Annotated in this window: 14 protein-coding genes and 3 pseudogenes; 9 read left to right on the top strand and 8 right to left on the bottom strand. The window is 69.3% G+C overall.

Going from position 1 to position 11,429, the window contains the following annotated elements; genetic code table 11:
- Window positions 1-188: pseudogene (locus I4I78_RS34280) on the bottom strand (cupin domain-containing protein); the annotation flags it as partial.
- A 277-nt stretch (window positions 189-465) separates the two neighbouring features.
- Here I4I78_RS34280 and I4I78_RS23400 point away from each other — a divergent pair.
- Window positions 466-1,050, top strand: a complete 585-nt coding sequence (locus I4I78_RS23400) for a TetR/AcrR family transcriptional regulator (RefSeq protein ID WP_218613626.1) — start codon at window positions 466-468, stop codon at window positions 1,048-1,050.
- Window positions 1,051-1,132: 82 nt separating this feature from the next.
- On the opposite strand, the gene I4I78_RS34275 is transcribed toward I4I78_RS23400, so the two are convergent.
- The gene (locus tag I4I78_RS34275) at window positions 1,133-1,444 is read right to left on the bottom strand and encodes a DUF3500 domain-containing protein (RefSeq protein ID WP_374225900.1); all 312 of its coding nucleotides are present in this window, start codon (window positions 1,442-1,444) and stop codon (window positions 1,133-1,135) included.
- Window positions 1,445-1,487: 43 nt separating this feature from the next.
- On the opposite strand from I4I78_RS34275, the gene I4I78_RS23390 reads away from it, so the two are divergent.
- From I4I78_RS23390 to I4I78_RS34270, 4 genes and pseudogenes are all read left to right on the top strand, one after another.
- The gene (locus tag I4I78_RS23390; protein ID WP_218613624.1) at window positions 1,488-1,640 is read left to right on the top strand and encodes a hypothetical protein; all 153 of its coding nucleotides are present in this window, start codon (window positions 1,488-1,490) and stop codon (window positions 1,638-1,640) included.
- A gap of 115 nt (window positions 1,641-1,755) precedes the next feature.
- Complete coding sequence (locus I4I78_RS23385; RefSeq protein WP_218613623.1) at window positions 1,756-2,151, top strand: MerR family transcriptional regulator; 396 nt, start codon at window positions 1,756-1,758, stop codon at window positions 2,149-2,151.
- 105 nt (window positions 2,152-2,256) lie between these two features.
- Entirely contained in the window at window positions 2,257-3,180 is a 924-nt protein-coding gene (locus tag I4I78_RS23380) for an NADP-dependent oxidoreductase (RefSeq protein ID WP_218613628.1), read from the top strand.
- Window positions 3,181-3,191: 11 nt separating this feature from the next.
- Window positions 3,192-3,269: pseudogene (locus I4I78_RS34270) on the top strand (ferredoxin family protein); the annotation flags it as partial.
- A gap of 36 nt (window positions 3,270-3,305) precedes the next feature.
- Here the strand turns inward: I4I78_RS34270 and I4I78_RS23375 are convergent.
- The 5 genes from I4I78_RS23375 to I4I78_RS23355 all read right to left on the bottom strand — a co-directional run bounded on the left by I4I78_RS23375 (window position 3,306) and on the right by I4I78_RS23355 (window position 7,130).
- Window positions 3,306-4,244 (bottom strand): NAD(P)H-binding protein, encoded by a 939-nt coding sequence (locus I4I78_RS23375; protein ID WP_308252305.1) that lies wholly within the window; start codon window positions 4,242-4,244, stop codon window positions 3,306-3,308.
- 5 nt (window positions 4,245-4,249) lie between these two features.
- Window positions 4,250-4,546: a nuclear transport factor 2 family protein gene (locus tag I4I78_RS23370; RefSeq protein WP_218613622.1), complete on the bottom strand. Its 297-nt coding sequence runs from the start codon at window positions 4,544-4,546 to the stop codon at window positions 4,250-4,252.
- 184 nt (window positions 4,547-4,730) lie between these two features.
- A complete protein-coding gene (locus I4I78_RS23365) occupies window positions 4,731-5,099 on the bottom strand; it encodes a cupin domain-containing protein (protein WP_226380286.1) in 369 nt (122 codons plus the stop codon).
- A gap of 226 nt (window positions 5,100-5,325) precedes the next feature.
- A complete protein-coding gene (locus tag I4I78_RS23360; protein WP_218613620.1) occupies window positions 5,326-5,799 on the bottom strand; it encodes a nitroreductase/quinone reductase family protein in 474 nt (157 codons plus the stop codon).
- Window positions 5,800-6,380: 581 nt separating this feature from the next.
- Window positions 6,381-7,130 (bottom strand): SDR family oxidoreductase, encoded by a 750-nt coding sequence (locus tag I4I78_RS23355; protein ID WP_218613619.1) that lies wholly within the window; start codon window positions 7,128-7,130, stop codon window positions 6,381-6,383.
- A gap of 86 nt (window positions 7,131-7,216) precedes the next feature.
- Between I4I78_RS23355 and I4I78_RS23350 the strand changes: the two genes are divergently transcribed.
- Window positions 7,217-7,768, top strand: a complete 552-nt coding sequence (locus I4I78_RS23350) for a TetR/AcrR family transcriptional regulator (RefSeq protein WP_218613618.1) — start codon at window positions 7,217-7,219, stop codon at window positions 7,766-7,768.
- Between the two features lie 105 nt (window positions 7,769-7,873).
- Here I4I78_RS23350 and I4I78_RS23345 read toward each other — a convergent pair whose 3' ends face one another.
- The gene (locus tag I4I78_RS23345) at window positions 7,874-9,310 is read right to left on the bottom strand and encodes a PLP-dependent aminotransferase family protein (protein WP_308252304.1); all 1,437 of its coding nucleotides are present in this window, start codon (window positions 9,308-9,310) and stop codon (window positions 7,874-7,876) included.
- A 108-nt stretch (window positions 9,311-9,418) separates the two neighbouring features.
- Between I4I78_RS23345 and I4I78_RS23340 the strand changes: the two genes are divergently transcribed.
- The 3 genes and pseudogenes from I4I78_RS23340 to I4I78_RS23330 form a co-directional block, all read left to right on the top strand.
- On the top strand, window positions 9,419-9,634 hold the full coding sequence (locus I4I78_RS23340) for a DUF3311 domain-containing protein (protein ID WP_218613616.1): 216 nt from the start codon (window positions 9,419-9,421) through the stop codon (window positions 9,632-9,634).
- Window positions 9,631-11,157, top strand: a complete 1,527-nt coding sequence (locus I4I78_RS23335; protein ID WP_218613615.1) for a sodium:solute symporter — start codon at window positions 9,631-9,633, stop codon at window positions 11,155-11,157. Before I4I78_RS23340 ends, I4I78_RS23335 begins: the two co-directional genes overlap by 4 nt.
- Window positions 11,154-11,429 (top strand): annotated as a pseudogene (locus I4I78_RS23330) (amidohydrolase); the annotation flags it as partial. The gene I4I78_RS23335 and the pseudogene I4I78_RS23330, both read left to right, overlap by 4 nt.

Below are 11,429 nucleotides of genomic sequence, written 5' to 3'. Positions count from 1 at the left end.
GGCGCGACGGTGTACAGCAGTCGGGCCGTCGGAACACCCGTCGCATCGCGGAACGCGTGAGCGGCGTTGGTCGGGATGTTCGCTGACTCACCTTCTTCCAGCCGGACGGAGGGAAGGTCGCCGACCTGAGCCTCCACCGAGCCTTCGAGGACGCGGAAGCACTCCTCGATATCGTGACGGTGCGGGGGAGACGACGGCCAGGCGGGCCGGCGCGGGGCCCTCGGATCGAGCGATCGCCACGCTCCGGACGTCGTCCTCCGGCGTCCGGCTCACACTGACACCTGGGCTCTGATACCGCCGTAAGTCGCGCCCGGCCCGTCGTCGCGTCTCGCGTCCGTTCCCCAAGCTGCGATGGCCAACTCGGGCCCCCCTCGCCGAAGAGCTGTTCCGGACGGAACCATCCGGTTCAGGGAGGACCATAGTAGGACGTTCAGGCGCACCGCAAGCCGCTGCGATGATGCGTGCGTGTCGCCACTCGCCTCTCGCCGGACCCGCAAGGACGCACTGCAGAACCGCGATCGAGTTCTTGATGCCGCCACCGAGCTCGTCCGGAACGAGGGCGAGAAGGTGCCGATGGCCAAGATCGCGGAGCGCGCAGGCGTCGGCGTCGGGACGGTCTACCGCCACTTCGCCACCCGCGAGGACCTGTTGGGCGAGCTCGTCCACCGCTCCTTCGGCGTTGCGGTGGAGAACGCGGGAGCGGCCGCCGCTCATCCCGGACCCGCTTTGGAGGGCGTACGGCTGTTCTTGTTGGCCACCTTGCGCGACCGCGAGCGCTTCGTGCTGCCCCTGCACGGCGGCCCGGCCATTTTCACGCCGGCCACCCGCCGGCGCCAAGCGGACGTTCGCACCGCCCTACGCAGCCTCCTCGAACGCGGACAGGCCGCCGGAGAACTGCGGGCAGACCTGACCCCAGAAGACCTGATCGTGGCAAGCTCCCTGCTCTCCCGACCACTACCGGGCACCGGCGACTGGGACGCCTTGGCTCGCCGGCAGATCGACCTGATGATCAATGGCCTCGTCCCCAGCACCTCCCACCGGTCCAACTAGCCCCTTCTCCGGCAACGTCCGACGCCCTGGGCAACAGAGAGTGCAACGGCTCGCCAGCCGGGTGGTAACCCTGCCAGCGGATTCAGCGCCTGCTCTCTGACACAATCTTTGCCGCGGACCCTCTGGTCACGGCTTGGTTCCTTCCGGCGGGCGGTGGTGCCGGGCGTAATGACGGCGCACGAGATCGTGGCCATAGTCGCCGCCGTTGGGAGTGCGGACGATGGTGTGCACGTGGAACGGTTCGGGTTCTTCGTTGTCGAGGAATACGCCTTGAACAGTCGTATTTGACGAGCAGGACCGGGCTGTGCACCTTGTAGTAGAAGGCGTCCCCGTCGGCGTCGCCGCCTATCCAGGCGACATGGGTTTCGTCGAGGTGGGCCCGAACCCTGGCCATCAAGGCGGCTGCAGGGCCCGCAGGCGCCCGACCGTCGACGAAGTTGACCAGGTCTGCCGGCAGCTCGGCCGAGAGCAACGATCGATGCAGTACCCCGCAGTCGGCCTTCGCTCGGGTGCTGCGCCTCGACGAGCTGTCCGACGCCACCGAGCTCACCGCCCACCTCGGCGTGGCCGTGGCCGGTGTACTCGACTGACGGTGCCGTCGGCGGTAGGGCCGATTCCTGATCCCTGATCCCGGACCCCGCTGACCCCTGCTCCCGCCGTGCTGCCGGGCCTGAACCTTGAGCACGCGGGCGTAGCCTCTGAGGGGTGCGGATCGGCGAGCTGTCCAAGCGCGCGGGCGTGAGTCCGCGCTCACTGCGGTACTACGAAGAGCAGGGCCTGCTGACCAGCTCACGCTCTGACACCGGGCAGCGTCACTATTCCGGTGCCGCGGTCCAGCGCGTGTCGCTCATCCGACAGCTGTTCGATGCGGGTATGTCCAGCCGGGTGATCGCGACCGTGCTGCCGTGTGTGGACATCCCCGGTGACCTGGGCGTCGCCGAGCAGACGTTCACGGCGATGACGCGCGAGCGTACCCGGATCGACGCCGACATCGCGCACCTGATCGAGACCCGGGATGCGCTCGACGCGCTGATCAGCGCCAACAGTCGGCACCGAGCGAAGCTGTCAACGGTCTCTGAACCGGTGACACGGTCGGCCTGATGCTGTGACCTGCACCTCAGCCGCTTGCCCCTTACATCAACGTCAGAGGTGAGGATGGTGACATCGCCCGGAATTACCGGGTCGGTCATACGGGAGCGACAGATAATGGGTCAGGCGTGGGGTTTCAGCAGGTATGGCGGGCCCGAGGTGCAGGAGTTCTTCGATCGTCCCGATCCTGAGCCCGGTCGCGGCGAGGTGCTGATCCGGGTCACCGTGGCCGGCGTGAATCCCCTCGACCATCTTTTGCGCTCGGGTCTGGTCCCCGGCCTCGACGGCGGGCGTCCGTTTCCCCGCGTGCTGGGCATGGAGGCAGCCGGAATCGTTCTCGCCCGGGGCGAGGATGTTGAAGGGCTCGAGGTGGGTGATGCGGTTTTCGGCTTCGCATCCACCGGTGGCGGCACCTACGCCGAGACGACGGTGCTGTCTGCGCCGAACACCGCGCGCATCCCGGCGGGCGTGTCCGCAACTGTGGCGGCAACGCTGCCGGTGAGTGGGACGACCGCGGTGGATGCGCTCGATCAGCTCGACCTCCCGGCCGGTGCCACGGTTCTGGTCAACGGGGTCGGGGGCGGTGTCGGTCTTGCCGTCGCCAGGCTGGCCATCGGGAGGGAGCTGCGTGTGATCGGCACCGGGAGTACCGCCAAGCGCGAGCACGCTGAAGCCGTCGGGGTGCGGTTCATCGACTACGCCGCCGAGAACGTCGTCGCTGTGGCACGCGAGCTGGTTGCGGACGGCTTCGACGGGATCGTCGATCTGGTCGGAGGCACCTCGCTACGGACGGTCGCTCCGCTGGCCCGGGATCCCCACAACATTATTGCCGTGGGTGACATGTCCGTGTCCGATCTCGGTGGGCGTTTCGTCGAGCGTCACCTTGACCGCGAGAACCTGGAGCGGTCCGGTCGGCTTGCGCTCGAGGGAGTCCTCGCACCCGTGGTCACCGCGGTCCACCCGCTCTCCGACGCCCCGGCCGCGCTCGCCACCGTCGAGAACGGTCACTCCTCGGGCAAGGTGGTTATCAAGGTGGCATGAGAAGTGCCCGGCCAGTCGACTGCATCTACGTGGGCGAGCGCAAGAGCTACCTCAACCCCAACGAGTGCATTGACTGCGGTGCCTGCGAGCTACTGCCCAGGGGCGTTGGCGTCGCACGGGCCCGATCAGTCGGTCGTCACCGGTGCCGGCGACCACTCCTGGGTGTGGTCGGCGACGAAGTCCTCGAAGGTGCGGGGTGGGCGCCCGGTCAGCTCGAGTACCGATGTGGTGACCTGGTCGTAGCGGCCAGTGCGGACGTCGTCCTCGTTCGCGGCGAGGATTGCCGCGAACTCGGCTGTCAGGCCGGCGGCGCGATGACGTGCGGCGAGCTGCTCGACTGTCACCTCCTTAACGGGTAACCGATGGCCCGTCCGCGCGGAGATGATGGCGGCGACCTCGGTGAAGCTCAGCGCCTGCGGTCCGGTGAGCACATAGTCGCTGCGCAACGCCTCGTCCAGTAGCGGCCGGGTCAGGATGGCCGCTGCGGTCGCGGCGATGTCGGCGGTGTCGATCCAGCCCAGACGCCCGAACGGTGCCGAGGTCGAGAGCACGCCGTCGGTGCGGATGGCCGTGCCGATGGCGTGGGGGCGAAGGAAGTTCTGCATGAACCCCGACGGGCTCAGCACCACCCAGCCGGGCTCGGCGCGCACGGTCGCGGCGAGCTCGAGCCGGCCGGGCGCGTTCGGGAACTCGACCGCAGACCCCAGCATCACGACACGACGGACCCCGCGACTGCGTGCCAGGGCGAGGAAGGGATCGACCACGCCGACCGGATCGACCGACGAGGGCGGGGGGACCAGGAAGACACGGTCCACACCGTCGAGCGCGGGCTCGTGGGTGCTGGGATCGTGCCAATGGAATCGAACCGCGTCCGTGCCGGAGATGACGTTCGGTGTGCGGCTCGCCGCGCGAACCGGTTCCTGGCGGGCGCGGAGCAGATCGACGACAACCCGGCCGGTCTGACCTGTGGCGCCCATGACGAGCACTACGGCCTGCTCGGTTGTGCTACCCATTTCTCTTTCCGTTCTTGGTGATGTCGGGCTCGATAAGATCAGCACCACCACATAAGTCAGCTGAGGATGCGGTCACCACGACGGGCAGTGTTGTGTTGGCACAGGACGACGTTGTCCCGACTCCGCAGGATGCGCTGCAACTCGAAGTGGACGCCGGAACCGGCAACCTTCTGCAGTCGGGCGATGACGGCGTCGGCGCCGACGGCGGTACCGGAGATGGCGTGATCACCCGGAAGGGTCCAGGTCACGTCGTCGTGTAAGAGACTGCGGATTGCAGGCCAGTCTTCCACTGTGAGGGCGGCGTAGAATTGGGTACCGAGGTCGTGTGCGACGTTATTCACGAGCGTCCTCATCAGGTCGAAGACTCGAATAATGGATATCTCTCGGCTTGGCGTCACCATCAGAATCAGTCAGGTGGCTCTCCGCGTGGTCGAGTCCGGGGAAGAACCGGTCTGCGTTGGAGATCCGGTCGCGGTTAATTACGGGAACGGTGACGTCGTGTTTTGGATCAATCTCGTCGTGTTTGGCGTCGTCAAGTCATTGCTTCCCGAAGATGAACTCGCTGCGGAAGGTCGGGGCGAGTTCGAGGGCTCGTTGCCGACGTAGCGCGAGTTCGTCGTCGCTGAGGTGTGGTGGCGCCGAATCGCGGCTGGGAACGCTGTCGCCGATCAGTGCGAAGTAGCGTTCCTGACCGGCCGGGGTGCACATGCACAGCAGGTGGGCCGGCTCCGGGCGGCGGTTGACGAACCGATGCGGCGCGTTGGCGGGGACGTTGACGACGTCCCCCTTGCGTGCGGTCGAGGTCACGCCGCGCAGCTCCACTTCGACCTCCCCGTCGAGGACGGCGAACATCTCCTCGAAGTCATGGCGGTGCGGCGGCGGGCCGCCCCCGTCCGGGACGAGCATGTCGATGAGGGTGTATGCACCGGCGGTGTCCTCGCCGGAGACGAGGACCGTGTAGGTATCCCCGACCAGGGAGATGTGCTGCAGGTCGGGACCTGCGAGGTTGACGTGGACCCCGTGGCGCGTGGGGTCGTCCGGTGGGATCGGCGTGGTCGGTACAGGTTCTTCGGTCATGGCGAGGCCCTTCTCGTGTTCGGTGGGCTATCGGTGAGGGTTGTGCCGGTGCCGCTCAGCCCGAGAGAGCCGCGTCCGTAGTGCGGTGCAGTCGAAGGGCCAGTACGGGGATGACGCGGCTGGTCCGGGCCTCGTAGTCGGCGAAGCCGGGGAACTGTTCGGCCTGGACGCGGTAGACGGAGTCGCGGTCGTCGCGGTCGAGTACGCGTGCGTCGGCGGTGAGGGTGTCGTGTCCGATCTCGACGAGGAGGTCGTCGGGGTGGGCGAGGATGTTGTGGTACCAGGACGGATGACGGGGCCCGCCGGCGTTGGAGGCGAAGACGTAGATGGTGTCCGGGTCGGTGTCGTGGGGGCGGTACATCATGGGGGAGACGCGCTTGTCTCCGCTGCGGGCTCCGGTGGTGGTCAGGAGCAGTACCGGGGCGTCGGCGAAGGCGGACAGGGTCCCGCCGGTGGCTCGGAACTCGGCGATGTTGCGGTCGTTGAAGGTGAGGCCTCCGGCGTTCTCGCCGGATGTGGCTGCGGTCATGTCGAGCTGCTCCTCGATGTGGCGGGTGCATGTGTGCCGATAAAGCGAGCTCGTGGGGAGGTCAGAGCGAACTCAGCGCACGGACGCGGTCGGCGGTGGCGCGTCGGGCGACGTCGGCGGTGAAGGGAATGGAGTCGAGTTCGTGCGGGACTACGGGGTGGAGGCCTGAGCAGCAGCATCTGGTGTGCGATGCGGGGACCGCCGCGGTCGCAGCTGCTGATGGACCGTGCCGCGGTCAAGCCGTCCGGTGTCGTCGCGGGGCCGAGCGATCGCCACGCTCCGGACGTCCTCCTGCGGCGCCTGGCTCACAACGACATCGGGACACCGACGTGCCCGAGAGCCGCGCCCGGCCCGGCGTCGCGCCTCGCGTCCGTTTCCAGTACCGCGATGGTCACCCGGGCCTCCTTCGGCGAAAGCTGTTCCGGACGGAACCGTCCGCTCCAACGAGAACCGTAGCGGGGCGATCAGTCGCCCCGCAAGCCGCTGTGATGACGGCGTGCACTGACCGCCGCTACCTCAGCGAGACCACGGCCGAGTTCCTGCATGAGGTACGTCGTCGCCGTCGGGGTGTGGCCGGGCAGTCAGTTCTGGACGGTCGGGCGGATGGTGAGGGAGCCGATCTCGACGTCGTGCGGCTGCTCCAGGGCGAAGCTGACCGCCCTGGCTACCGCGTGCGGGTCGAGGCCGAACTCGCGCATGCCGGTCTGGATGCGGTCGCGGGAGGCCGGGTCCATCTCGTCGGCGAGCTCGGTCCGGACGAAGCCGGGCGAGATCTCGGTGGTGCGGACCACGCCGTCCGTCGACTCGGTCCGCAGTGCCTCCATGACCGTGCGCGCGGCGTTCTTCGTGGCCGCGTAGACGCCCATCGTCGGCGAGATCGTGATCCCCGCCGTCGACACCGTCGTGACGACGTGCCCGTGTCCCTGACTGCGGAACACCGGGAGCACGGCGGCGAGCCCGTGGAGCAGTCCCCGCAGGTTCACGTCGATCATGGCCGACCAGTCCTCGACGTCGAGCTGGTCGATCCGTCCGAGCCGTGCGACGCCGGCGTTGCTGACCAGGGCGTCGACGGTTCCGAACTCGTCGACCGCCCGCTGGACGAGATCTCGTACGTCCGCGAGGACGGTCACGTCGGTCTGCACCGCGATCGCCCGTCCGCCGTCGGCGCGGATGGATGCGGCCAGCTTCTCGATGCGCTCGACGCGGCGGGCGGCAAGCGCCAGCGAGGCTCCGCGCTCGGCGAGCAGTGTCGCGATCGCGAGTCCGATCCCGCTGCTGGCGCCGGTGAGCACGACGGTTCTGCCGGCGAGGGGGCTCTCGGTGTTCGTCATGCGATCTCCCTGACGATATAAACTGACACGTGTCCGGTTAGAGTATGCGGACACGTGTCCGGTTAGCCAGGGGTGTGAGACGTTCGATGTCCGAGCGCAGGAGGCGAGCCGACGCGGTCGACAACCGTGAACGCATCCTCGAGAGCGCACGCCGGCTGCTGGCGGCGGACTCCGATGTGAAACTCAACGCCGTCGCGAAGGCGGCCGGGGTGGGGCAGGGCACCTTGTACCGGCACTTTCCGAGCCGCGTGGCGCTGCTGGTGGAGGTCTACCGGGCCGACGTGGAGAAGCTCGGGTCCTCGGCCGAGCGCCTGCTCGCGCGCACTGATGCCGCAACCGCGCTGCGTACGTGGTTCGACGAGGTGGCCGACTATGCGCGCGTCAAACACGGCGTCCTGGTCGCGCTCTCGGTCGATACCGGACACGAGCTGACCACGAAGCACGCAGGGACCCTGGCGCGGGCGATCGAGGTGCTGCTCGCGGCGGGCCGGAACGACGGGACGATCCGGCATGACATCGACTCCCGCGAGGTGCTTCTCCTGCTCGGGTTCCTGTCCCGGGTCGACGGGGATGTCACCGCCGAGCGTGTGCACCGCGCTCTGGACGTGATCGTCGATGGGCTGCGCGCATCGCGTTGAGCTGCTCGGCGCCCTCCTACCGGCGACGTGCCTCGACTGGCGCCACCTCGTCGGGCGCGAGCAGGTGGGGTACCTCTCCGCGCCCCGGGGCCGTGGCCGCCCCGGTCATCGCTGCCGGCGGAGTCGTGCCTCGCGATGGACGACGCCGAGCTCGGCGATCCCCGGGGTGATGCGATCTGCCGAGAGTGCGGTGAACCCGAGTCGCAGGCACGACAGGGAGGGGGTCGGGTGCGCCCAGTGGTGGGCGGGGTTCTGGAGCAGGATCCCGCGACGGCGAGCGGGCTCGAGGACGTCGCGCCAGTCGGTTCCGTCGGTGGTCCGCAGCCAGAGGCTGCCTCCGCCGGGCGGGAACTCGGGCACACACGGGAGGTGCTCGACGGCCGCTGACCGGGCCGCCGTCCATCGGGTCCTGAGCTCGCGGCGGTGGCGGGCCAGCGCCCGCGCGTAGTCGCCGCTCTGGATGAACAGTGCCATCGCGCGTTGCAGCAGGCTGGGGACCTGCCGGACGGTCAGTCGGATCCGGTCACGAACGGCGTCCGCCAGTTCCGGGGGTCCGACGAGGAAGCCCAGGCGCAGGCCGGGGGAGAGGAACTTCGAGAACGTACCGAGGTACACGGTCCGGCGGCCGTGGTCGAGCGAGGCCAGCGCCGGGCTGGGAGCGCCCTCGTAGCGCAGCTCGCTGTCGTAGTCGTCCTCGACGATCACCGAGTCCCAGCGCGCGGCCGCGTCGAGCAGGGTGAGCCGTCGCTCGAGGCTCATCGTGACGTTGGTCGGGTGCTGGTGGCTCGGGGTCACGTAGACCAGGTCGCCGCGGGTGGTCACCCCGGTGAGGTCGATGCCGTCGGCGTCGACCGGTGCCACGACGAGCTCGGCGCCGGCGGCCCGCATGATGGCGCGTGCGTCCGGATACCCGGGCTCCTCGATGACCACCCGGTCGCCCGGACGCACCAGGAGGTCCGCCAGGACGGCCAGCGCCTGCTGGCTCCCGAGGGTGACCACGACCTGGCGCGGGTCGACGTCGATGCCGCGGGCGGGCAACAGCTGGGCACAGATCTGCTCGACCAGCAACGGGTCGTCGCCGCCGTGCTCGGACGAGCTCCACTCGACGTGTCCCGCGTCGTGGCTGCGACGCAGGGCCCGCAGCCAGGTGTGCTGGGGGAACAGCGTCGAGTCGATCTGCCCGGTGACGAACGGATAGCGTGCGTTCCACCAGGATGGGGCGACGCGGTCGGTCTCCGGTCCCGGCGCGGCGAGCCGAGCCTGCCACCAGCGCCCGGTCTCCTGGTCGTCGCGGGGAGCGGCGAGCCGCCCGCGCACGCCCCGGGCGGCGAACAGCCCGCTGCGCGGGCGCGACTCCACGTAGCCCTCCGCGACCAGCATGTCCAGCGCCACCTGCACCGTCGAGCGGGAGACGCCGAGCTCCACCGCCAGGGTCCGCGTGCTGGGCAGGCGCCCGCCCGGCCCGAGGGTGTTGCCGATGATCCGACGCTCCAGCACCGACCGGACCCTGCGGGTCCTGGACTCGGGAACCTGGCCGGCCACGTCGCCTCCACTCCATCTGGCTTGGTGAACTGACCCGAATCTGGACCTGTACCAGGCCAGTATCCGCTGTCACTGTCGTCGCGACAACGGCGTCGAAGGAGCAATCGGATGAGTCGTGAACTGAAGAGCACGTTGATAGGTATGGCCGTACCGGTCGTGGGCGTCCTGGCCGGGATCGTCCTGCTGGGTGGCTCGAACGTCCGGATCCTCGGGTTCCCGGTCGTGTTCGCCTGGCTGTTCGCGTGGATGCCGATCACCTCGTTGTGCCTGCACCGTGCGTGGCGCATCGACCGGGTCGTGCTGGACGAGGAGGTGGACGCATGATCGTCGTGACGTTCGCGCTGGTCCTCGTGCTGGCGCTGGTCGCGGGACTGTGGTCGCGACGCGGCGCCTCGGGGAGCATCGGCGACTTCCTCGTCGGCAGCCGCTCGTTCGGGGGGCTGCTGGTCTTCGTGCTGGCCGTGGGCGAGGTCTACAGCATCGGAACGCTGATCGGCTTCCCCGGCGGGCTCTACGCCGAGGGGGCCAGCTACGGCGTCTGGTTCATCGGCTACATCCTGGTCGCCTACCCCCTCGGGTACTGGTTCGCTCCCTATCTCTGGCGGGCCGGCAAGCTCTACGGCGCCATGACGTTGCCCGACGCCGCGGGCCGGCACTTTCGCTCGCGCGGCCTCGAACGGGTTCTCGCGGTGTCGTTCGTCGTGTTCCTCATCCCGTGGGGTCAGCTGCAGCTGACCGGGCTGCAGGTGGCGATGGTCGGTCTCGGGATCGACCTGGACCCCACGGCCGCGGTCCTCGCCGGAGCGGGTCTGGCGCTGCTGTTCCTGATGCTCTCCGGCGTGCGCGCCCCGGCGTTCGTGTCGTTCGTCAAGGACATCTGCCTGGTCCTGGCAGCGGTGCTGGTCGGGCTGGCCGCCGTCGGGCGCTCCGGCGGGCTGCAGGAGCTGTTCGCACGGGCCGAGAACGGCGACACGGTCACCGCGGCGTCGCACTTCACCGTGACCGGGTCGGCCCTGTCGTTCGCCGTCACCACGATCGTCTTCCAGGCGGTCGGCTTCTACGTGTTCCCGTTCGTCGCCCAGGCCGTGTTCGCCGCCCGGTCCGAGGCGACGATCAAGAAGTCTGTCCGCTGGATGCCGCTCTACATGCTGATGTACCCGTTCCTCGTCGCGGCCGCGTTCGCCGCGACCTCGCTGGTGCCCGGCCTGTCGGGAGCCGAGTCGAACCAGGCACTGCTCGCGCTCTCCCGCACGGTGCTCCCGGACTGGCTCACCGGAGTGGTCGCCGGCGGGGCGGCCCTGTGCGCGGTCGTGGTGCTGTGCGGGTCGGCGCTGGGCATCGGGTCGATGGTCTCGCGCAACCTGCTCCCGAACGTGCCCGAACACCGCCAGCGCGGCTGGGTGCGCGGCGTGATCGTGCTCTACATGGGGGTCTCGCTGCTGCTCACGCTGGTCACACCGCAGCTGATGCTGACCCTGGTGAACACCGCCTACTACGGCATCACCCAGGCCGCGCCGCTGTTCCTGGCGATGGTGTTCGGGTGGCGGCTGCGCGCCTCGGCGCTGGCGACCGGTCTCGTCGTCGGGGAGGTGCTCGTGCTGTGGCTCTACACCGACAGCAGCGGGGCCGTGTCGTCCTGGCTCGACGGGCACGGGATCAACCTCGGCCTGGCCGCGCTGGTGGTCAACATCGCCGTCGTCGCGGCGTCGCGGGTGTTCTGGCCGGCGACGGTGGCGGTGCGCGGGCTCCGGTCCTACCGGCAGGCCGAGCTGCGCGAGAACGCCCCCGAGGTGTCTACCGAGCCGCCGTCGCCGCGGGCCGCCGTGGCGGGGGAGGACCGGCGATGACCGGCGCCGCCGCGCCCGTGCTCCTGCGGCCCGGGTCGGTCGTCACGGGAGACCCGTCCGCCCCGGTCGCCGAGGCGGTCCTGATCGACCGTGGCCTGGTCGCGGGAGTCGGGCGCTACGACGACCTGCGTGCGACCGCACCCGGGGCCGCCGTCGTCGACCTGGCCGGATGCTCGGTGGTTCCCGGTCTGGTCGAGTCGCACATGCACCCCGTCTACACGGCCATGACAGCCGGTTGGGCCGACTGCCGCAGCCCGGGACGGTCCTCGATC

It is taken from the genome of Pseudonocardia sp. KRD291, from assembly GCF_019263595.1.
In the GTDB taxonomy this organism is placed as follows: Bacteria; Actinomycetota; Actinomycetes; order Mycobacteriales; family Pseudonocardiaceae; genus Pseudonocardia.
The sequence above is the reverse complement of the archived record's forward strand: the minus strand, read 5'-3'. Positions and strand labels throughout refer to the sequence as shown.

Coding starts and splice junctions, on each gene's coding strand:
- I4I78_RS34275 (WP_374225900.1), bottom strand. CDS start 1,444: ATGGCCAGGGTTCGGGCCCACCTCGACGAAACCCATGTCGCCTGGATA.
- I4I78_RS23380 (WP_218613628.1), top strand. CDS start 2,257: ATGGGTCAGGCGTGGGGTTTCAGCAGGTATGGCGGGCCCGAGGTGCAG.
- I4I78_RS23370 (WP_218613622.1), bottom strand. CDS start 4,546: ATGAGGACGCTCGTGAATAACGTCGCACACGACCTCGGTACCCAATTC.
- I4I78_RS23365 (WP_226380286.1), bottom strand. CDS start 5,099: ATGCTCGTCCCGGACGGGGGCGGCCCGCCGCCGCACCGCCATGACTTC.
- I4I78_RS23360 (WP_218613620.1), bottom strand. CDS start 5,799: ATGACCGCAGCCACATCCGGCGAGAACGCCGGAGGCCTCACCTTCAAC.
- I4I78_RS23355 (WP_218613619.1), bottom strand. CDS start 7,130: ATGACGAACACCGAGAGCCCCCTCGCCGGCAGAACCGTCGTGCTCACC.
- I4I78_RS23350 (WP_218613618.1), top strand. CDS start 7,217: ATGTCCGAGCGCAGGAGGCGAGCCGACGCGGTCGACAACCGTGAACGC.
- I4I78_RS23340 (WP_218613616.1), top strand. CDS start 9,419: ATGAGTCGTGAACTGAAGAGCACGTTGATAGGTATGGCCGTACCGGTC.
- I4I78_RS23335 (WP_218613615.1), top strand. CDS start 9,631: ATGATCGTCGTGACGTTCGCGCTGGTCCTCGTGCTGGCGCTGGTCGCG.